The organism is Photobacterium iliopiscarium, assembly GCF_003026395.1.
GTDB classification, from domain to species: Bacteria; Pseudomonadota; Gammaproteobacteria; order Enterobacterales; family Vibrionaceae; genus Photobacterium; species Photobacterium iliopiscarium.
Genome location: NZ_PYOO01000001.1, coordinates 740,295 through 765,563, shown reverse-complemented (window position 1 = coordinate 765,563; position 25,269 = coordinate 740,295). Strand labels below are relative to the sequence as shown.

Genomic DNA, 25,269 nt, shown 5'->3' with positions numbered 1-25,269 from the left:
AAAAAAGACAATATGCTTATGTTGTTATCTTACAACCCCATTTTCTTGTAAGTTTTCAATTAGAATATGTGTCAATTCTGAAATAATATCGTTCATATTATTGGGATCAACAGACTCTGATGATGTTGACCAGATAGGCTTATGGCTTTTAGTGTCAAACAAGGTAAATTCAACATTTACAAATTCATAAGAAACCGTATAACTGTCGTCATAAATATAACTATACGAACTATTATAGTAATTATGAAAAGACATACTGCCGCCATAACCATAGCTATTATTATTACCTGGGTAACGAATATTTTTATCTTCAATATTAACTAACTTAGCCACAAACACGGTTTGGGTGCCATTTTTCTGAATATAACTCGATAGATCCGCTTTTGATGGTAATTTATTAGGGTATATTTGAGAACTTGAAATAGCATTAACCCCCTTATTTTGTAATTCTTTAACCATATCATCTTCAAATATTCGTCTAACACGTAAATTATCCGACATCGCAACCACTAATGAACTTTTTATTGGAACATTTGAATAATTCCTATCTACCCATGATGACGTTAAATTACTAGAAGCACATGATGTTAATAACATTGTTAATATAAAAATAAAGATTGAACGCATAATACATCCCTTTAAGTTATGTTCTAAAATTAACAATAGTACAGGGATAGGAGAAAGCAATAATGAAAAAAATGATCGTATCAACTTTAATAATACTTTGCGGATGTGCGACAGAAAACAATGAATCGAATCGATTAAATGAGTCTGAATCAAATAAACCAACCTCTATTTCAAAAAATAATGCACTACAAACACTATCACCATTATCTCAATCAATATTAAATATTGAAAATGCAGATACATCTAACCAAGAAAAGAGAAATGAAATAAAAAAAATAGAATTTATAGCTGAAGATGATCCTGATGCCATGATTTATTTAGCCGCATTATATGAAGAAGGGGAACTCGTCACAAAATCAGAAAAGAAAGCACGTGAACTCTATAAAAAAGCAGCGGATAAAGATCATCTTCTTGCTCGCTATTATTATGCATTAATGCTTATTGATGGTAGAGGCGGTAGTGCAGATTATAAAGCAGCAGAATCAAATTTATTAATTAACGTTAAAAATCAGCATGATCCATCTTCCTATTCATTAGGTTATTTATATTTCATACAAGAAAGACATCAAGATGTAATTGATATTTTAAGTAAAAATGATAATACCAATAATGAATATTCAAATTATTTATTGGCTATTTCATTATTAGCGTTAAAGAAAGACACGCCACAAGCTATTCGTTTATTACAACAATCAGCTCAAAAAGGTCATCCTTATTCTCATTTAGTATTAGGTGATATCTATCGCCGAGGACTGTATGATATAGAAGTAGATACAACCAAAAGTTTTAAACATCTTAACATTGCGGCTAAAGAGAATAATCCAAAAGCTTTATTTGATCTAGCAACATTAAGTATAGAAAACTTAACACTTATCGAAAATAATATTGGGATTGCTATTGAACAACTCAAATCAGCAGATAAAAATGGATATCCAGCCGCAAGTTTTGAATTGGCAAAATTATACGATAAAGGTAGCCTTATTGAGCAAGATTTTAATAAAGCTATTTATTGGTATAAACGTTCAGCCTCACAAGGGAATAATAGAGCAATGTATAATTTAGCCAGTATTTACATTAATGGAGATGGCGTCGATGTTTCTATTGAGAAAGCTGAATACTGGTTAATAAAATCAGCAAAGAATGGTAACAATCGAGCTAAAGAACTTCTTAAAGAAAATAAATGATTTTTTAAATTATTTACAATTAAAAAGCCCAATAATATATATTGGGCTTTTTCTTATTCATAAAAAAAACTTGCTTGATATAACATCAAGCAAGCATTGCCGCTACAAGTAAACGATAACTAGTTATCAATACGAATACCGAAAATCAATTCCTCTGATTCACCAGGAGCGACACTTCCAATCGTTCCTATAATTGCCCCTGTAGAACCATTAGTAATCGTATTTATTGTCCCTTCAGATATGTTGGGTAACGTTCCTATAACATTAAATGTTGTATAAGCAGGTGTGGCATCAGTTAAGGTCACGTTACGAGCTTCTTCAATTGCAATATTTTCTGTTGTTAATCGATACATAATGCACTGTCCAGGTGCTATAGCGAAGTTTGTAGTAACATAAACATTAGTATCTGATAGCCCATCACAATTTAAATCAGGTGTCTGTTCTTTAGTTACCTTCATATTCGTATTAGCAACGGTTGTTGTATCAATCACTTGTAATGTTCCACAGCTAACAATAGTTTCAACGGTTGTAATGTTATCCGTTCCCTGTGGGGTATTCGCTGGTACAAGAACCTTTATAAATAAAACTTTCTGCGCACCACCAGCAAGAGAAGCCACTGACGTTATCGCATTATCAGCCCCTGTCAGTACATTATCATTATCAGTATCTTCATAAATAACAGTAGAAAAACCAGCATTTGAGTTAGCAACAGTAAGCGCTATATTTAAGAACTCATCATTACTGAGATTATTTAATATATGTTTATAAACAATGCTCCCTCCTGCAAAAGTCACCCCATTTGAATTAGGAGGACCAAAGGCTAGACATTGATTACTATTATCAACCATGACCGCATCATGTTTAATATCTTCTGCGTTTGTCGTTGGAGAAAACACTTTAAAATAAATATCTTGAGTGACAGATTCTGCATCCACGGGAACCGTTACATCCGCATAAACAACGACCGCATCATCAGGACCTAATACTGGAATATTGGTAATTACTTCATTGTCAGCATTTTTAAACACAACAGTCCAATCAACAGGCATGGTATTGACCGCAAAATTTGAGCCACTGTATTGCAACTCATAACTTTCAGCTGCGTCTGACTTATTAGTGACATATAACGTAAACCGAGTAGTTGCACCAGGTAGTGCGGTATTTGTTGTAACAGCCGCCGCTTCAGGACCCGCACCAAAGCCACAATTATCATCAACAGCATCACAGTTATCTTCAACGGTTAACCCAGTTTCTGCTCTCAGATTATTAGTTAAATCAACTGTACTTGCCACGATTTCGCCCAAACGATCAATAACAGTATTTGTTTTTGAGGTATCGTTTGACGATCTTGCACGTTTAACCGTTTGGTATGGGCCACCTGTAGCTGAAGCGGGAAGTGTTGCAATCAGTATAACTTTATATCCACACACACCATTACTATCAGTCACTAAGTATGATGGACATGTTTCGCCAACAGCAGGAATAATACCCGTATCAGGATTACTGTCATTATCAGTGTCAATTAATGGGGTTACGCCATCACTTTTGTATAAGAAAAAACTGGTACCACTCGGAAATGTTGACGATTCAATAGTGACATTAAAAATATCTTCATCATTACCTGTATTCCAAATGTAATTGGTAAAACTGACTCGCGCACCTTGCGAGGCGGATGCTATCTCAACAATCTCATGATTAGTGTCATCGAGTGCATCACAATTATTATCAGTACCAACGTCACAACCACCATTGTTAGCAATAACCGCATAATTAGACGTAATTAAAAATGGCACTCTATTAGTATTCGTTGAATCTAACTCACCAGTATCAACGGTACCGTTATTATCTTCATCAAAACCATAAATACCTTGGTTATACAATGTTGTTGCAGAAAGGCCTGACTCTATATTCACTTCAAATGTTATTGTCGCTGATTCATCGGCAGCTAAACCATCCATTACAAATTGAATTTCATCATTATCAGAACAAAGCCCACTCGGTGCTATACACGTCGTAAAGAGTAAATCTTGATCGCCTGTTGTTTCACTTCCACCTATCGTTGCACCAGAAGCGGTGATTGTTGTTCCTGATAAACTCCAAGATACCGCACCATTAAAGCGCATCCCTTCGGGCAGAACATCCTTTAAAATAACACCATTAGTCTGTAACGGATCCATATCAGTAAGACCCACATTCGTGTACGTAAATGTTACTGTATGTGGTCCACTTGGTGATGCACCAACATTGGCACTTAATGCTTTCGAAATTTCAACAATCGGTAAATTGGTTGCTGTTACGGTATCAGTATTTGTCTGTATTCCTACACCGCCATTTGCCACAGAAATACCATCAACACTCACCGCTTGGCTAGTTGCAGTCACCGTTAGCGCATCCGATGAATTAATTGTCGCAGTAGCATCAATATCAGCCACAATAACAAATTCAAAACTTTCACCCGCAGCTAATGGACCAATCACAGAACCTGAAGCTATTGGTGATGAACCAGGATCAGCAACACCATCGTTATTTTCATCAGGATAAATAGTTGCAGCACTAATAACAGAAGCAGGTATAACAACATCAAGTACAAAAGAATCGGTATTATTACCGGTATTCGTTAATACATGATTGAATGTCACCGTTCGACCAGGAGCACCTAACTTCGATTGATCATTAATCAATGTCAGTGCAGCAACAGGCTGAACAAGGGTTTCAACTAAATTAGATGTTGTGCTACGTAAAATATTGGCACTATCCCGATACGTAGCACCAGCTTGATTTTTAATCACTGTACCAGATTCAGTTAAAGCCATTACAGCGAAGCTGGCACTAGCAACAACGGTTATACCTATTTTGGCGATTCCCTTGAAGACATTCATATGAAGCTCCCCCTTCCCTATTGTGCACTAGAATGACTAGCCACTGAGTTGTATTGCATACTAACCGGATTAAAATCGTCACCTAAAAGAATCAGTTGCGTGCGACGATTGACTCGATTGTTTGTTTGATTATTTGAGACAATAAACGGTTCTCTTGATCCTGAACCTAATGTCACGATACGGTGTGCAGCAAGCCCTTGCCGTTGTAAATAATTTGCAACAACGTTAGCGCGCGCTTTTGCTAATTGGTCGTTATATCCTGCTTTCCCTGAATTATCAGCAGAACCAATAACAGCCACATTTAATGTAGGATTCGCTTTCAATAATTGTGCAGCTTGATCTAATGCATGTTGTTGTTGTACATCTAGCGATTTTTTATCAAAGTCAAAATTAACGACGGTTGGCCAATAATGACCGTCGATAACTGTTGTTGTATTGCCACAAGCAAGATCACCATAGTCGGCATAAATAGCTTGATTAGAAACACAGCCTGAAATCCCTACACTTAAAAATAATAAAGAAGTTGTTAATAATTTCATGATTACATTCCTCACCACTATTCGCTTAACCAACCAAATAAGTCTTCATCAAGCTTAAACATCATTTCAAAGTAAAAACCTTGCAAGTTATAACCTTGTGGATCAAGGTCATTATCATCAAAACCTATTACGTTATAACCAATACCTGCACGTAGATTTTTCATAACAAGATAATTCAAACCAACACCGAAAGAGTAACGACGGCTATCAAACCAATCCGTACCTAACATGCCACCATGCACATCAACATCCCAACGTCGATTAATATAATAAATCACACGTCCATCAATAATGGTTGCTACTGAATCATAGTCTTGCTCATATTCAGTAAAGTCTTCCCACTTCAAGCCAACGCGTCCAGATATTGTCCAATCTGGCGATAATTGGTAATTCTGATGGGTTGAGAAAATATGTGCGGTACGGGTACTCTCATTACGCTCAGTTTTCCACTCATAAGCCCCTAATAAATGGTAACGATTGCTTAATCTTGGGCGATAAGCAAAACCTAAGCTGAAATGATTACTCCATGTGTTTTGTGCATTTTCTTTATCAATATAGCGGTACTCTTCACGTACAAGCCCACTCCAATCTTGACTTAAACGTGTTACCCAAGCGCCCAATACTCCATAATAATCTTCAGATTCACCATGGCGATATTCTATACGGCCTGTGGTTTTATAATTTGGATTACGTACATCAGCTAAACCAAGAGAGACTGCAACACCAGACGTCCCTTCACCTTCAATAACTTCGACATATTCAATCGCAGGATCAACACTGATACCCGGTATGACTTCAAACCGACCACGATAACCATTCGCTAATTCAAGACTACGACCATCAGATGCTCCTCGCTGTCTAAATTCACTGAACGTGCTGCCACCATTAAGCCAATCAACATCAATACCAGCAGTAAATAAGCTCGTCGAACCACTACCTAAATTACTAATACCACTTAAAGAATCAATATATTCATACTGAGTATAGATACTGGCTTGCTTATGTACTTTCCAATCTGCTTTTACATTAAAACGACGCTTACTATCATGACCAAAACTCTGCTCATATTCAGTATCTAACCGACCAGGGCGTCCCCATAAATTGAATGTGCGACCTAGACCCACTATTGCAGTGGTATATTCCTCAGAATCAGTTTCTGTTTCATTTTTAATATAACGAGAACCTAAACGTGTCACCCATTGTGATCCCAAAATCTTACTGTCGACAGTCGCCCCTATAGATTGTTGCTTCTCTTTATGCGCTAGAGATTCAGAATGGGTTGCTTCAATATTTAGATTCATTAATCCAGTTAATTTCTGGCGATGGCGAAGACGAAGTTCTTGACGAGCAGGCGTTACACCACCTGTTGTATTAGTAAACCCTTCTTCTGCATAAACATATTCAAGTTCAGTCGCGGCTTGCGCATGCCAATCACGATTAATGCGTAATTTATAAGCCATGCCGTTTTTAAGCTTATCTTGAGTGTCAGTGGTTAACGTACTGGCACTTTCATCACCCTTATGCGACATACTCGCAACAGAAGCGGTTATTTGAGTCTTATTATCAAAATCATAATTAACCCAAAGGCTGCCTATATCATAGCCCTCAACATCATTGTCGTTATATTCGTAGCTCAAACCAGCAAGTAAATAAGGGCTGAATAAATAAGAGAGTCTTGCACCTGCAACGGTATAGGCATCACCATCACCATCCACATCGTAAGCCACTCTCACTTTGATAGGATTAAGATTAGAATCGTAACTTGGAATAACACGATTAAAGCGCATGTCACCCGTAAAATAGTCAATGGTATAGTCAATATAACGGGTTAATAACTGCTGATTTAGAACAAGACCTGCATTATTTCGATCATAAGTCACTAAAGTAACAGTATCAGAATGACGTACAATGCGAGTGTCTCCGATACTGTAAAACATTGCCGTACCGTTACCATTAAACTCAATCACTTTATGTAAATCTTCAGGACGTGCACCATATAATTGTGCGGTAATTTTTCCATCGTTATACATACTATTGAAGCCATTAAGGATCTGACTTGTACGTCCAATATCAGACTCATCAGTTCCATCTGCGGTACTATAATCGCCCCACATTGCAAAATGGCGTTCTTTTTCAAGTTTCACATAGAGCTTACTGGTACTACGAGCATCATAACCTTTAATACTTGCATCACCTGGAATTGGGTAATAGCTGTCTGGTGATATTTCGCGATAAAATTCTTCATCAGACTTGTCACTGTCATAACTTAACGTTAAATGCATACCACCTTTAATATTACCTTTAATAAAGGCGGCGGCTCTTTCGTCATGGCTATAGGTTTTATTTTCATAACCGTCTAATTGAGCTGGCGGTCTTTCTCCACTAAAGCGGCCATAGCGTCCGGTATAATTTACAATACCTGAGACAAATAATGGGCGTTTAGCTGCAATTTGATAAAGTTTGATTTTGTCAGAGAAGTCTTCAACTGACGCTTGGATATTAATTTGGCCCGTATTTTCAGTACTGCGTAAATAAACGGTTTTTTCACCATTAATAACACGAACTTGATGACCCGTTTCATTCTCTTGAATATCAGGGTCTAACCAAGTATCACCTTGATCGGTATCTAGCGTTACAAAGTAAGTACCACGTGCCAAATTATTATTGTCATCATACAACTTAATAATAACTGGAATAACAGAACGACCACCGTCAGCACGTAATACATCACCATCAGCGACAACACTTATACGCTTTGCCGATTTCGGATGAGAAAACGTTTTGCCTAAAACAAGACGCTCGTTACCAAATGGATCAACCGTTTTAATTTCAACAACGTTATCGCCATCACTTAATGGGATACCATACCAACCAACAATTTGAGCATTCTCACGTTTATTAATAATACGCTCACCTAATTGATCAACATTGACTGCCTTGCCATTAACATACAGTGTCGGCTCAACATCACCTCGAATAACGGCAATGAAACGGCCATCATAGCTATAATCATTGGTTGGCCAATACCATGCGCCTGATTCTGCTTCTGCTCGAGTAATATTTTTCGCTTCACTTTCAGGCAATGGAATAACATCTTGTAGAATATTATCAATTCTAAACTTAGCTTCTTTCGGAATGTTATTGTATGCCGTTGGCACTATTTCAGTTTTAATTTTGTAAAGCGATAATGCCGTTCTCAAATCGTTAAGCTTTTCTTGTGAATCACTAAAGCCAAAACGAATGGATGATAATTTATCAGTGCTTGGATAAATATAAGCCTCATCTTGTACTGATTTTGGATATAACGTAATCATACTCGCAAGATCTTCGTTACTACCTTTACGTGACTCTAATGCATAACCTTTAAATACAGTTAAAGAGGAAGTAGATGCTGACGTTTGAGAAGCATTGTCAGCAGCGGTTGACGGCCCACTAATAACGCCGGCTTGTAATTCATCTGCTTTTAATGCTTTTGGTTTGGCATCATATTGTAATCCTTTAAAATTCTCTGCTGTTTTAAATAGCCACTCACCATTTATATTGGTGTTTCTTTCCTTTAATTCTTGATAAACCGCTTCTTGATTTTCTACCGGACATGGCGCGACAAAATCTGCACGATGCATTTCACCACGTCGCATATCAACAAATCGAGAATCGCCTTTTCCAGCATTACGTGTATCTGTTGGCTCTAATTCAATGCCTAAAGGTAGGGTTTGTTTGTCAACTTTCATGACATGATTACCCGCCTTAACACCAAACATTGAATACTGACCATTTTCATCAGTGATAACATAATCACCCGTTTCTAAATATATTTTCACTCCACCAATAGGCCACATCTGATTTTTCATGATGTCGTTACACTGTGCATCAACAAAAACTTTACCGAAAATAATGCCTCTATCTGACATCACTCCCGTTTGGGTAACCTTAACTTGGTATTTATCAATATTAGAAGTAAGACGGGAATCCGTAGTACCACCAAAGGTCGCTGCATTAACATAAACAGAGTTGATACCATCTGAATCTATAGCACCTGCTGTTAGTTGCAAAACATAGGTTAATTTATAGCTACCATTTTCAGGCGGTTGTGTACTGCCACTTAATGTCCCAATATCAAAACGATATGTATAAGTATCAATACGTACTGGATCTTTATAAGGTTGATCATTTAATCGAGTACTGCCTTCCATATATTTAAAACCATATGGCATTGAATCAAAAACTTGTGCATCAAATAATTGACTGTCTGGTAGGTTATTTTTAATCGTTACTGAATATTTAACGAAGCTACCAATTTCTGCGTTATCTTTATCAGCATCTTTTTGAATGGTTAATCTACGATCTAAACTTTTGGGGTCTAGCGGTATATCAAACGTATCAACCCGATCTCTCACCGTAATAGGGAATAAACCTGAATTTTCAATATCATCATTACCATATGGGCCATATGACATCGGGGTAACATTATGAATATTAAAATTCGCTAACGTTGTATAAGCCGATGGCCACACATGCGTTTGTGGTGGCTCAACCGAAATATAATATTGATTACCATTAATTGAGGCTAATTTAGGAAATAACACTCGACCATCAACATCTGATATCACTTCAGCAACAGGGACTAAGCCATCAACATTTGGCACTCGCACTTTTGCTGTTGGTGCTACATTATTTTCTGTTTGATAAAACTTCACTATCGCATTTTCTACACCGTTAAAATTAGTCGCATCAAAAACCACAAATTGAGGGCTGATATAAGCTAAATCGGTCAGAATAATTCTATTGTTATTTTTAGGATCAAAGACTTCAATCACTAATTCATCATTTGGATTTGATTGAATCTCACAATCATCTGCTGTCGAACCGTTTAGATCAAAACCTTTAAAATTAATGGTGTTATCAATATTAGACAATAATGCCGTGCGACTTATTTCACCTGTACGCCAAGGAATTGAAATATCATCTAAGCAATGGTTACCACCTGGTCGAATATAATTGTCCTTTGGCGATACCGCATGCACAGGAATAACACTTCTGAAAATACCGGTATTCGGGCCTGTTTCAGCAAAAATCCAATAAAACGAATCGCCTTCACTTGATCGTAATGTTACGGGATAATTGGAAGATTTAGGACCAATAATATCAATGGTGGACGCATGTTCATTACCTTGCGGAAGAATAATTTGGGCATGAACACCATCAAATTTTGAATCAAATCCAGCTGAACTTGAATGATAATAAAAGTTTGTAGGAATAAAATGTTCGTGATTACTGTATAAAATTGTAAAAGCACTATTTGGGTCTAATACATCATTATCAATAAGCTCAAAATCAATTAAATTATCATCTTCTTTACCTACTAAGGTATTACAGGCTTCACCACTTCTTGAAATATTTTCAGCTGTTGATGATAAATTAACTTCAGCTTCGCTGTATATTTTAAATGGAACAGTTCCTCGCACATCATTAACTTGCGCATAATAAGAGAAATGTCCTGATGTATTTGGTTTCATATAATCAGGCTTAACTAAAAAACCCACCTTTTCTACATTACCTAAACCATCCCAAGAGCTATATTCATACCAATCTAAATTATGGTCATCTTGTTCAAAAATAAAATTATTATTAATTCCGACTAATACCACACCGCCATCAAAATTGTATTCAGGAGAAACTAAGGTTATTGGTGAATGATCTTTAGCTGGCTGGCCATTAATCACTTTATCTTGTAATAAAGAAATATTAGCAGGCAGTTTTACTGAGATTAACACACCAGTATGGCTAACTTTTACTTGTGAACCTGCGGTTTCTGATTGAACGAAAATATTATACGGCAGTGCTGCCGATTCAGGCTTGGTGCGACCAACACTGGTATAATTGACTCTAAAGTCAATTTCAGAAAGTGATGTCACTTGTTGCTGACAAATAGGTGAATTTTCAATGGTTAAATTAACAATAGGCCCATTAATCACAGTCAGTTTAGTCGAACTGGTTTTTTCAACTGAAGGTTCATTGATTGATGTAACAACAGTATCAATATCATAGAAGTCGTTGTTTTTATCTGTTGTTGGAAGCTCAACAGTGTAAACAATATTAATAGATTCACCCGGCTTTAACTGGCCAGAAATATATTCTCCATCACTGTTTTTATTAAGCTCTGGCTCACCGGGATCATGAATACCATTACCATTAGTGTCAAAATATATCTTTATATTGTCTGCACTCGGTGATGTAAGATCCCCATTATCATCAGTTAGATTATTAACATTAATAATATAGCTATCTTTAATATTACCTGTATTAGTTACTGTATGAGGAATACTAACAATAGAACCAGGTGAAACATTTTTTTCTGTCTTATTATCTCCCGATGTATCAGGTGATAATGAAACATCATATACTTTTTCAACTTTAATATGGGATATATTCGAAAGCACTCGAATATTCTCACCCGTCGTTGAGTCAAAATAAGTCATGATGGCCTGATTCATTATTTTTGTACCAGCATTAGTTAACCCAAAAACTGTTGAACTCACACTTAATAATATAAAAACAATGAGGTACTTCATTTTAGTTATTACATCTAAGAGGGCCATAAGCACTCTCCAAAGGCTAGTAATTCAAAGATATGGATATAGGCTTATTGAACTTACTTGGTTTAATTACTTTTAAATATATATTTAAAATAAGCTCAATAAGCCCCCCTACAAGGTAGGGAGGGCTAGGTTATATTTGCTATTAATCAATCTTCACTACAAAGTTACCGACAGCTTTATCACCAGGAACAAGTGTTCCTACAGTAAAGGTAACAGTGTTACCGCTTACCGCACCAGTAACGTCAGTACCAGTAGTACCATCAGGGTTACATAAAGGACCTAAATCATCAGTCTCTAAAGGATATGTTGCATCAGCAAGTGCTACAACAGTGCCTGAATCGGTCGTATTACGACAACTTACTAAGCTACCACCCGCATGAAATTGAGAGTACTCAGTTAATTGGTCTGTAATAACCGTATTTAGCGCATTAGATGTACCTTCATTAACAGCAATCAGCTTCCAAACAACACACTGTCCAGGTTCAACATTTGTCGTTTGCTCTTTTAAGAAGGTCTTATCAGTATCAGCAACACCATCACAATCAGTATCTAAATCAGCATACTTATAAAGACGGACCTGACCTTTAACAACTTCTGAATTATCTTGACCTTGAGCAGTCACTGTTGGATCTGTTGTTGATACAGCAGTAATTGTTGTTAGGTTATTTGTACCAGATGTTGCATCTGTTGGTGCAAATACAGTGACTTCCATTGGAATGGTTTCACCAGGTTCTAACGTTAGTGTTGGAACTGTATCTGAGCCATCTGTTGCATCACACGTAACTTCTACACTTACAGTAGAACCATCCGCTTGCTGCACAATAATTGGCGTCGTTACAGGATCATCACATAAGTTACCAACTTCAGTATCAGGCGTACCATCACCATCAGTATCAACAGTAATTGTATTATTAAATCCAGTCATATTATTACCTGAACTTAAATCAACGGTTTCAGTTGTATTACCATTGTTACCTAACGTGTGGTCGTAAGTAACACTACCACCTGGTTCGATTTGGTTGCTTAATGATGCTGGCGTAATATCAATACTTGCATCAGTTGCGACATCAAATGCTTCAACCTTACGGTTAGATGCATTAGATGCGTCTGATGTAGCAACAAGTGAAATGATATAATCCATATCGCCATCACTATTAGCATCAATCGCTGCCGTTTGATCACTGTCAGCTAGAGCTTGAGTTGGATCAGAAGGAATAGTAATTTCAGCATTAACCCACAATACAGCACCTGCTGGAATAGTTGGTGTTGATGTAATCACATTCCCCGTTGCAGCAATATCTACCGTACCATCTGCATCAGTATCAATACCATTATGCTTGAATACTACAGTCCAGCCCGTTGGTAATGCAGTTTCCCAACTTGTACCGTTATAACTACCTTCTGCACTTAATAGGAATGAATCTGAACTACCGCCTTCATTGGCAATATAGATAGGCGCAGTAACCGTTGAACCTAAAGGCTCATCATTAAACACCGTAGCTACATCTGCACTAGTAAGCACACCACCCGCAAGAAGCACAGGATCGACATCTACAGCAGGATCAATAGTAGTAATTGCTGTGTTTGCAATATCAACAGTAGGACCTGTAATATTATCTAAACGCTCAGTTTTACTATCCGTTTGAGTGGCATCATTGAAAGAAGTTGCCGTTGTTGTTGCTTCAAATGGTGTTGGAGAATCAGCAGCATCTGATGGCAGATTGGCAACGACACGGAACAATGTCTCATTACAATTGACAGTAACACCATCAATAGTTACAGCGGCATCGATACATGTTGAAGGATCAACAGGACCACTATCAGGTGTTACATTACCATTAGTATCAACAAGTTGCGCTGTACCACCCGCATTCCAATATTCAAATGTTGTTCCTGTTGGGAAGCTAACATTTGCAGTCGAAAGATCAAAGCTATCGGTAGTATTACCGTTATTAATGATCTTGTTATAGAAGAATACTTCACTACCAGCAGCCGCTGAATCTACTGTCTGAATATTATCATCAGTACCATCAGAATCACCACCACCTGACGTTCCCGTTTCAGTACCAGTATCAGTGATACCTACACCAGTAGTCGTCGTTGTGGTTGTCGTGGTTGGATTTGATGGATCAGGACCCGCAGTTGTAGGATCTGGATCATTACATTCACCAGCATCATCGTAATCACCATCACCATTAAGATCTGAACATGAATAAGCAACGTTACCTATTTCGGTATCGCCCATCATTGTTTCAGGAGAATATGCTACATAAAAAGTCATGGAGATAGTTGTATTTGATGCTAATTGATCATCAACAGCATATACACCAGGTACGGCAGTATCCGTTGTCGTGCCGTTACTGTTAAGATCTAAGCCACCATCAATTTGATTTTCAGCGGTATCATTAGTGCCATCTTGGTCTAAATCAACTCCATGTGTAGATTCATCAACTAAATTAGCCGCAAAATCAATCGGTGTATCACCATTAACAGCTAACAAACCACTGCTAGATGCGTCATACAACCCACCGGTGCTGCTCGCAACATATACAGTTCCTTCAGGTATACCATCAAAGATAACCACATCTTTAGCGTCTGTATTACCTGTATTTGAAACAGTCACTGTATAGCGAATTAAACTCAACTCTCGGTTAGTACCGCCATCACCATCTAAATCAATACCTAATGCGGTTTCCGTACCAACATTCTCTAAGTGCGTCGCTGATTTGGTAATATTAACCACAGCATCGTTAGTCACTGTAATTAATGATGCGTTAGTATCAGGTAAGGCATCATTGTTATCACCAATATCAGTGACAGAGCCATCGACAGGAGAAAGTGTACCATCATGAGCTTCTGCTTCTAATGTCACACCTAATGTATCACCAGGAACAGCCGTTGTAGGCACTGCTGCTGCAAGCATTAAGTTCATTTGCTCACCAGCATTTAAGGTAACAGTATCACCAGAAGTAAACTCAGTTTCCCCCGCATCTGGCTGACCATTGTTATTTGCATCATTGAAGAGCTTCAATGTTGTCGCATCAATCGTATCTGTTCCTCGCGTATCAGTTCCAGGAAGATTCTGCGCAAATGTCAATGTATAAGTATCTGCACCATTACCTGTATTGGTTAATACATGAGGTAAATATACCGTTTGACCTGGAGAGCCAGTAGTATTGAGATCCTGCTCAATCGTTGCACTATAAATCTGAGCTACAGTTACAACCGCTTCATTAGATGTTGCGGTGTAACTATTTCCTGACTCATCTTCATAGGTTACTGTTGCTAAGTTTTTAATATCAGTTCCGGCGGCAGTAGCTGCAAGGGCTTGGCTAGATAGTAAACCTGCACCTACCGTTATGAGCCCCGCCGCAACCCATACACTGATAGGTTTTAAATGCGTATTCATAAAGTGGTTACCTTTTAAGGTCATTAATTTAATTACGATGTGTATAAATACCCTTGCAAAATCGCAGGGCGGTACATTTACTTAACGTTTATTTAACTTCGATGCGATAAGCAAAAACTTGTTTTTCCTTAGCATTAATAGGTGTTAATGGTATCCAACGAACGGCGGTATATTTTTCAGGTGGAATAATAATTTCAACTTTTTTTCCATCCTTCATTATTTCGCGCTTCACTGGCTCTTTTTCAAATGTTTTTCCTCCATCAATACTAACTAAAAAATTCGATTTAATTTTTGTGTTACTTGTATTAGCAATATAAAAAGTATTCTCAGGAATAGGTCCTGTGATAATTAAGCCATTCAAAGGCTTTTCGCTATTATTTGTGTAGGTTAACTTATATTCAATTTTATCTTTAGGTACCGCATTCTCTGCTTTTACTAATTTTTCCTCTCCTTTCTTATTTACTTCAACTATATATGCATCCATTTTACTTACGAGTAAGTTGTCATCTTCCGCATAAACAGAAAAAGACATCATCAAACAGCCAATCACTATCAATAATAAATTTTTCATATTACACCTCATCCTTTATGATCCATGAAATATATATAATGCGATAAGCATGCCAATAAAATATATTTTTACTCCATTAAAAAACAATAAGTTAATGACATGCGTTTATTTAAAAAGCAAAATAAAAAATCAATTATAATTTTGCGAATCATTATTTAAATGCGAAGTAAAACAAATTAAAAATATAAAGTTATAACCATCGAACCATGGAATAATGTTTTTAAAAGTAGCTCATTTGACATAGCGTGTATTACAAAAATAACAACTTAATTTAAAATAAATCCAACATCAATTAATTACGTAAAAACAATTATTAAATGTCAATTTATTTGATAACTTTATTGATTAATTTCTTAATTAAATAACAACTGTTTTATATTTAATACATACTACATTTATCAATGTAAAAAAGAACCATGTCGATATTTTATCGTATGGTTCTTTCCTAAAATATTAGCCAATGATGATATTATTTTATTTTTATTAAATAAACAGCTGTTCCTTGATCTCCTGGAGCTAAAGCGCCCGTCATATTCCAGCGCACCTCCCCCTCATAATCTACAATATTTGCCCCATTAGTAGTAACAGATATACAAGTGAGTGACGTTGGCACATTACCCGAGGTACAATCTATAGCTTGAGAGAGCCCCGTATAACTTGGCGTACTATCAAAAATACTTACTTCAGTTAGATCACCATCTCCAACGTTAGTAAAGGTTATAACGTATTCCAATATATCCCCAGGGCGGCCATTATTACTCACTCCAACAGCCGTTCCTTGAGTAATATTTCGTACCGTTTTCTCAAGCTTTAACTCACCAGCACCACGGAACGTCGCTTTGACAGTGTCTTTACCTAACACTTGACGCGTAATACCGTGTCCCGTTCCTGCACTATCACTAAAGATCATATCTGCTGCTATATCGTAATGATATTGGGCATTAAGTGGCGCATTCGCTGGCACAAACACTTTACTGAGTAAACATACTGCTGTATTACCATTTGCTACTGTCGGATTAATAACTTGAGCATCCGTACCATCTATTATTCCATTACAATTATTATCTAAATAAAGAATGGTATTCCAGCCGTCATTTGCTGGAGCAACCTCTGGATTTATAGTGGAAAAGTTCACACTCCCCGAGGTTGCAGCAGTAAACTTATGTGGGAATAATACTGCCTTTCCGGGTTCAACTTCACTGAAATTATCAGGCTCCATTCTTGGCTCACGTACCTTACCAAAATCAAGACCACTGATATCATCCCCCGCACTGGCGTTAACAGCCATCTGACTATCAATCACACTGCTACTAGTCACTTGTGGGATCGCAGTGACATTAGCTTCACTGATATCAATCCAATCTGCTTGTTTAATTACATCAAGTAGTAAGTTTTTACCTGAGAAATCAACACCCAGAATAAATTTATAGCTACCATCACCCGATGTAATGTCCGTGGCTACCACATCACCCGTTGTTACCCCTGTAACGCCAGCATCATTAAAGGTTACGGTAACAGTAAAGTTACCTAAGCCCATTTCAGTGCCGTCTTGAATACCATCGTGCGCTGCTATTGCACCACCAACACCATTATCTTCAAACACCACGCCACTTAAAACAATCCGATTGAGCAATTCAAATAAATGATCTTCGACTTCACCATCAACGGCTGCACCATCAAACGTATTACAACTGTTAGCGGCTGAACATAAACGTACTCGCATTACAGTATTGCCATTAAACCCTTCAGCACTGGCGGCATCTAACGTTATTGCTATATTATTATTTCCTGCTGTAACAGCTTGATCGTTAATTAATAATTCATTGCTATCAGCAAAATCACCGTCATTATTTAAATCAACCCAAATACTCACAAACCCATTACCCACCACTTGAATCGGTAATGTAGTACTGGTTTCTACAATAATTTGAGCAGGAATATTCAGATCTTCATCATCCTGACCATGGGTATCATCCCCTGTTGCATCAGCACTGATCCACTGTGTAAATTCAGGATCCCAACGAGAGCCAAGCGCTAAATCTGCCACGCCATCTAATGCCGCATCTAAATACGCATGGCTGGCTTGGCCATATGTTGCGGCTGCATCACCATAATCGGTAGAATCATAACAACCAGCACCATCATTACCTTGCAAACTACTATTATTTGACGCTACAACAAACTCTATTTCAGCGGTTATTACATTGATGCGATAGACTACAGCACGCTCATTTAAGTCAATAATCCCATCTTGATTTGAGTCATGATTTCCGCCATTAGTCATGGCATACAAATTAATAGAGTTATCCATAATCAATGCCCCCGCTTGTAATTTCCCATTCGAATCCACAGTCGGTTTACCACTAAGATAAATCAAATCCTGACTGATAATACTGCCGGTATTAAGATCAACCTGATATAACTTCTCGCCGCGTAAATCAACAAGATAGGCTTGTCCATTTTGACTACTTATGGCTAAATCTGCACCTACATCAATAACAACACCAGTAAAGGAGTCATTCATGGCACTAATATCTAATGGAATAACGGTAAATGTTTGGTTATTAAGATCAATCTTAAACATGGAATTCCATCCCGTTCGCCAAGCGATAAGATAATTACCATCCGTCGTAACATCACCAGCGGTTGAAGCGGTAAAATTAAAGGTTGTCGATGAATAACCAATATTTCGTAATGCATCACCGGCATTAAATGAAAAGGTTTCACCATCACTAAGACGGCTCACTGACGCAGCATTTTCTGCTCGCATTGCACCTAAATCAATAAAGCTAGTACCCGTTTTATCGGTCACAAACAAGTGATGATTACGATTGGCTGAGGTCATATCGGTAAAGGTGCCGTAAATCAAGCCATTAACTCGATTAAAACCAATAGCGTTTATACTATTAATATTGGTTTGATTCGTAATCGAAATGGGATCTACAATATTAGAAAAAGTAATAGGATCAGACGTTGCATCCAATGACGTATAGGCATAATCACTACTACTCACAGGCTTAATTGTCTGTAAAATTAAATTACATTGATTATTTCCCACCAGATCTGATATCAACACCCGATAATCTTCGACTTCACCGTCATTCGCTAAGCCTACGGGGCTATCACAACCGACATCACTGCATAAGCGAACCCGTAAATAACTGTAACCAACAATAGCACTCGCTGGTATCGGTACACTAAAACTGTTATTACCTATTAATGCTGAAGCTTCAATAATGATTTGTTCGCCTGCATCATCCCAATCCCCATCAAGATTAAAATCAAGCCATGCATATAAACGTTGTCCTGTACTGGTGCGTGCCGCATCTTCAACAACATTTACAGTAATATCAAGGTCTTCACCTTTCGTCGCTGATAAAACAACCGTCACGCCATCTTCATCATCAAAGTTATCGTCATCATCAGCAATCGCACCAATATTTTGCAGATCACCTAAATCAGCATCCCACAAATTACCCATGCGTAAATCGATAAAGCCATTGTCATCACTATCTACCTGCACATGCGCCGCACCATCATTTTCATAAGTCGTGGTGTAGTTATTTATTCCAGTACCAACCGTTGTATCAGGCGCGTCACCTAAATCACTCCCTAATACATTGGGCGCTTTAGTAAAACACCCTTTTTGAAGGTTATAACCATCACCAGTACTACCCGTAAAACCAAACCGCACCATGTTATTACCAATATCATTACGAATATTACGAGTGAATTGACTAACCATGATGCCATCAAGATAATAAGTAAATTGATTGGTCGTTGGGTCCCATTCAAATTGCGCAATATGATAGCGTCCATCTTCTAATTCGCCCCCAGCAACAGACGTGGCAGGAACAAGGGTATTAGCAGCATCAGGGGTATATACATCACCATTGAGATAAACGGCTGTATGGTCAATAAATTGCCCTCCTACCGCATCGTCGGTAGCACCAATAAAGGTGTTATCAAAGGTATCGAACTCAAATACGACAGATGGCGAAACAGGGGTTGCACCAAAAATATCACCAACCCCTAATCCACCACCAAAGGCACCAAAAGCATTCAGATCTCGTGAATCCGCAGATAGCACAAACGTCATGCCATCAGCACCACTTTCAATTCCATTGGGACATCCGGTATTACACGTTCTATCACCTAAATACACCGCTAATTCGGCATACATGGGTTGGTTCAAGTCAATATATTCATAGCTCCATAAATACCCTTGTTGATTAGTGGTATTAGGGGTTACAACATATTCACCATTTGCGGCCAAATAAGCATCGCCGCCTTCAAATACAACGGGTGCTTCACAAATATTAGGTTGTACTGTATTAGAAATAATAGGGGTTACTATGTCGGTATCATCTTCACCATTACCAAAACCATTATTGGGGATTGAATCATTATCGTTGATACTGGTTTCTATGATTTCGGCATTGATTGCAGGTGCCGTAAGTGACTGAGGTGCTAAACGAATAACAGCATAATCATCAAACCCTAACCCTATAACACCGAGATCTAACTCTCCTGTTAATGGATCATAGGTGGTGATTTCCGTAACACCATCACCGGCATAAGCTTTAACAAAGCTGTACCCAGCTGGAATAGGAAGCGTTACTTTAGTATTAAGTGCTACCGTTGCCCCCATGTTTTCAACACTAACAACAACGTTAAAGGGAATACCTAAAGTTACATTTACACTAGGATCCATCGCTAACATTAATGCCAAATCACCCGGTGGTTTTAATGAAATTAAATGATCTTCAACTTCACCATCACCTGAACTTCCTGTTGGACTATCACACGTTTCCGTACTCGAACAAATCCGTAAACGGACATAGGTATCAATAATTTCAACATCAGCTGGCACGGTAAAGTTAAGCGTACTGTTACCCGAAGCAGCCACAGCAACTGTTGCGGTCTCATCTGTATCAAAGACACCATTTACGTCAAAATCAATCCAGCCATAAAAGTTATCACTGCCTGATGTAACCACAGGAACCGTCAAAGACAAACTATCCCCGCCGACTAAAATAGAAGGGATACTCGGTTGAATAAATCCATCTTCATCATCGGGTGTTATCCCATTAATATCATCACCATCAGCTGTCATTGTTGGCTGACCATCATTTTCATTATCAGGCGTGTTAGCTCCTAAATATGGCAAACCAACCTCAGTTTGATGTCGAGGTCCATCTTCTTTTAATTCAGTGAAATAGCCATCTGAAGTCGGTGCATCAGCCCAATCCAGAGGTACTGGAGCATAACGACAACGCGCACCATCATTACCAGCAGCTGATGCATTCGTTTGAGAAAAAAGAGTAGCGGTATAACTGCCCGCAGGCTTTGATCCATTCAATACATCAACACGATAGATTCGGCCGGGATTTGGATTTTCTGAAATATAGAAATACCCTTGATCATCAAAATACATTGCACCATATGGTCCATTAGCGATTCCAGGTAATACGCCCAATGAAGTACGAGCACCTGTCGTTGGGTCAAATCGATATAACGTTCGAGAGCCATCACTCGGCACAGAGTAAATAAAACCATCAACGGGGTTAAACGCAATATCAGCATAATTTAAACTCGTCGTCGGTAAGGTTCCAACTTGCGTTAAATAAGTTTCACTGTTTGGATTGGTATCAAATAAATAGAAATTGCCGTCCTTATGCGCATATAAAATACCATTATCATCTATATCACCATTATTAGCGGCACTTGGCATGGTTGAATTAGAGATAGGTAATGAATAAGTATTATAAGCACTGTCAAATAAGTTAAGCGTGTTTGTTCCCTGTATTCCGGCCAATGTATTTGTCACCATAGAATAACCCACAGCGCTACCTGCATTCACAGGGGAAACAAGGGCTGTCACCTCTCCTGTTGCTAAATTAATGGCATTTAGAATAGTCGAACCAGAACCATTGCCTTGGGTCAAATAAGCAGGGGTAGAACAAATATCAAAGGAGTTAATAACAAAATCGGCAAAGTTTATATCAGTTAAAGCGCCACCTATTGCTGTAACCGTCTTAATATTGGCACTGCTCGATTGATATGTGGCAGGATCCCCGATAGTACCGCCAACATAACTACCAGTATTGGTATCTAATATAGGTGCTGTTGGAGGACAAGTTGGAGACGCTATATTGGTTTCATTAATAGCTTCATAAACTTTATAAGTGCCCGGAGCCCCAACAGCTAGAGTATATGCTCCCGTTGTTATATCAGTCGTCGTTGCATAACATAGGCCTGTCGAGGGGTTGTAGGCAACGATCGGGACTCCAATACCTAATCCCGTTTCGGTTCCATCTTTAATACCATTGGTTGCCGTACCACCACCATTGCCATCATCATTAAATACAAAGCCTGAGATTTGTTGTGCAACAACGGTAATAAGATAATCTTCTACCTCACCATCATCTGCAAGCCCTATAGATGAATTACAATCAACATCAGAACAAACTCGAACACGTAAATAAGTATTACCAAGTATTGCATTTATCGGCACAGCTATCGTATAACTTTGAGTAGAACTCGTCGCTGCTATATCTGAAATAACCTGTTCATCACTATCAAGCCAATCACCGTCTTGATTCCAATCAGCCCATGCATATAATCGCAAGCCGGTTAACGTTGATTCAGGATCTTTTGTTATTGTTATTGAAAGATCACTATTACCACCACGAACAAAGCTATTAACCCAACTGACACCATCTTCATCATCACTGTCTAATATATCATCTGCATTTGCCGCGATATTTTGTAATGTCCCGTCATCACTATCCCATAACGTACCTAATACAATATCATTTTGATTATCCGTATCAGTATCATTAAAAGCATGACCTGCACCACCATCATCATATAATGTTTGATAATCACCTGTAGTGGTTCCAGTAGATGTATCTGGCGCATCACCTAAATCATACTCATTCGCTTGAAATATCGCGCCACCTAATGTACTAAACAACAAACGCACTGAGTGCATAGATGCATCATTTACAACACCTAATCCCCACTGCACCCCAATACCATTATCAGTGCCAGGATTAGTATTTAAAGTGTTATCAAGTAAAAATGGCGCCGCACTTAAATTAGATCCAAGCATGGTAGAATAAGGGCCTGAGAAATAACGATCCCAAGACTTATCTAATTCCATATATCCCATAAATTGATCAGTCGCAGTATAATTTTTAGTTACACCGACTAATGAATATGGTCCTGTATCTGGTTGATAATTTGCTGAATTATATGGAATAGCAAATGCAGCGCCTGCATCACCACCGTTTAAATACGTATCGAACCCTTGTACTAGTCCAATATTAGAACTATTCGAACCCTCTGCTGATTCTAAACAATAATGTTGATCAAAAAATTCATTACCATTTATATAAGTTATTTCAGTCACAATTTTAATATCATTATTATCAAAAATATTATTATTATTTCTATCCCAATATCGTGATGACCATACTGAAAAAGGATCAGCTTCAGTTCCAACACCACTGACAGTACTCATTAAAAATTCTTTATAATTACAATATTCGCCGACACTACCATCATTAAGATGCATGTAAGGAAAAGTACCACCACAGCTATAAGATGACTGCTGATATGATTGTTGCTGACCATCCTTAAATACACCATTCCCCCCTGCGGCAATGTGATGAATTTGTAATGGTGATCCATTAATTATTTCATATTGAATGTTTGTTTTTATTGCTGCACCAATTAATTCGGAGGTATCACAACTCGCAACTGCATCTCGCCAATCAATATTTCCTCCTGAATTCACATCAGCATCATTATCGGGAAAGTTATCATTTTGAGTATTATCAAAACTCCCGTTTACATCAATGTAATCATCACCATTATCATAATTATTATCTAAGCCATTATCGCCAACAATTCCAGAAAGTGTTAATCCCGCTTCAGTAGTATCGTCACCACCTTGATTATCTGAATCGAGATCTAAATAATCAGGTTCATCTGTTGCATCTGTATTAACAGGTGTTAAACCAGCACTGATCAATGCATTTGTATTTGCAGTATTACTGTCATATGCGTCATCAAGTCCATCATTATCAAGATCAATACCACTAGGTGCTATATAACCAATTGTTGATTGAGCCTCAATATTATCTGGAATACCATCATTATCTACATCAAGATCTATATGGTCAGGAATATCATCACTATCATTATAAAGATAGGCACAATAATCAGAAGTGGTAAATAAACCAACCTCACGCATCTGAAAATATGGTGCAGCCCCTCCGGTTCCCGGTCCTTCCCAAGGGGCCTCTATCACAAAATAAGAAATATTATTATATTCTTGTGTGAAATTATATTGTGTAACGGATGAGCTATTACTTGATAATCCCGTAAATGACTCAGTACCAATTATATTATCATCACTATCATAAAGAGTAACATTTGCAGATTTTATTCCATCGGGCATGGCACCATAATCATTTGCCAATGAAAATCCTCCAGCAGTTAACGGAGCAACTAAATTAAATGTAAATTTAATTGGAATACTTTGATCTTCCCAAGTAAAGGGTTGCCAACCTGATGCTGAATTACCGTCTACCCATTCTTCTGGTTTCGGAGCACCATAAGGTGTTGCTCCCACATTTACAATATCTACAGTCGAAAAATAAGTAGGCCCTATATAATTTGTTCCAGAAGGTACACAAAAAGCTTGTTCTATTTCATCAATAATACCATCATTATCATCGTCAATATCAATGGCATCAAATACTCCATCGTTATCACTATCTGTTGTAACAGGATCATAAGTTGCCGGATCATAAAGAATGCCAGAGTAATTTTCATAAATAGTCGGAAGAGAGGATAAGTGTTTTGATTTTTGATGTGTAATATATTCTAAATCCCAATCACCGCCTTTAATTTTATTTCCTGTCAGATTAATTGAAGCGGCAACAGATGCCCCTGTATATTCTGCAATTTTATCAATTAAGGCTTTACCATCCTCATTTTTTGCAACATCACAACCCAAGATATTAATATGACCAGAAGCAGATAACTTCTCACCAATAAAATTTAATTGTTTCTTATGATTATCTATATTATCAAGTGTTAGTATCTCTTTATCTAATATAATTTGACCATTTTCGCCATGAGAAACAAGATCAATCACATCATATTTATTATCTTTTAATTTGTCATTAATCAATTTAAGACTATCTATTTCGAAATGTTTTATACTAGATAAAGTAAAATATTTCTTATTTTGAATGTTAACATCAACTAAAACAATTCTTTCTATTTCATTTTCATGAAAAATATTTTTATAAATAAACAATACTGAAGTTATAAATAGAACACTAATCAACAATCTATTTAGCGTTGTTTTTTTTACGTTTTTATAAAACATGCTATATCCTTACTTCATGTATGCTATTAAAAAATAACTATAAATACCGATT

8 protein-coding genes are annotated in these 25,269 nt (G+C 37.5%); 1 reads left to right on the top strand and 7 read right to left on the bottom strand.

Going from position 1 to position 25,269, the window contains the following annotated elements; all coding sequences use genetic code 11:
- Positions 1-24 precede the first annotated feature (24 nt).
- Positions 25-627: a hypothetical protein gene (locus C9J51_RS03070; RefSeq protein WP_045035475.1), complete on the bottom strand. Its 603-nt coding sequence runs from the start codon at positions 625-627 to the stop codon at positions 25-27.
- Between the two features lie 62 nt (positions 628-689).
- Between C9J51_RS03070 and C9J51_RS03065 the strand changes: the two genes are divergently transcribed.
- The gene (locus tag C9J51_RS03065; RefSeq protein ID WP_107274860.1) at positions 690-1,811 is read left to right on the top strand and encodes an SEL1-like repeat protein; all 1,122 of its coding nucleotides are present in this window, start codon (positions 690-692) and stop codon (positions 1,809-1,811) included.
- A gap of 119 nt (positions 1,812-1,930) precedes the next feature.
- Here the strand turns inward: C9J51_RS03065 and C9J51_RS03060 are convergent, their stop codons facing one another.
- The 6 genes from C9J51_RS03060 to C9J51_RS03035 all read right to left on the bottom strand — a co-directional run bounded on the left by C9J51_RS03060 (position 1,931) and on the right by C9J51_RS03035 (position 25,217).
- Positions 1,931-4,690 (bottom strand): hypothetical protein, encoded by a 2,760-nt coding sequence (locus C9J51_RS03060; RefSeq protein WP_045040093.1) that lies wholly within the window; start codon positions 4,688-4,690, stop codon positions 1,931-1,933.
- Between the two features lie 17 nt (positions 4,691-4,707).
- Complete coding sequence (locus C9J51_RS03055) at positions 4,708-5,229, bottom strand: OmpA family protein (protein WP_045040092.1); 522 nt, start codon at positions 5,227-5,229, stop codon at positions 4,708-4,710.
- A 17-nt stretch (positions 5,230-5,246) separates the two neighbouring features.
- Entirely contained in the window at positions 5,247-11,828 is a 6,582-nt protein-coding gene (locus tag C9J51_RS03050; protein ID WP_107274859.1) for a hypothetical protein, read from the bottom strand.
- A 142-nt stretch (positions 11,829-11,970) separates the two neighbouring features.
- Positions 11,971-15,237: a beta strand repeat-containing protein gene (locus tag C9J51_RS03045; RefSeq protein ID WP_045040091.1), complete on the bottom strand. Its 3,267-nt coding sequence runs from the start codon at positions 15,235-15,237 to the stop codon at positions 11,971-11,973.
- Positions 15,238-15,325: 88 nt separating this feature from the next.
- Positions 15,326-15,808 carry a DUF11 domain-containing protein gene (locus C9J51_RS03040; RefSeq protein WP_045035469.1) on the bottom strand — a complete coding sequence of 161 codons (483 nt, stop codon included), beginning with the start codon at positions 15,806-15,808 and terminating at the stop codon, positions 15,326-15,328.
- Between the two features lie 469 nt (positions 15,809-16,277).
- Positions 16,278-25,217: a GEVED domain-containing protein gene (locus C9J51_RS03035; protein WP_107274858.1), complete on the bottom strand. Its 8,940-nt coding sequence runs from the start codon at positions 25,215-25,217 to the stop codon at positions 16,278-16,280.
- Positions 25,218-25,269: the final 52 nt, after the last annotated feature.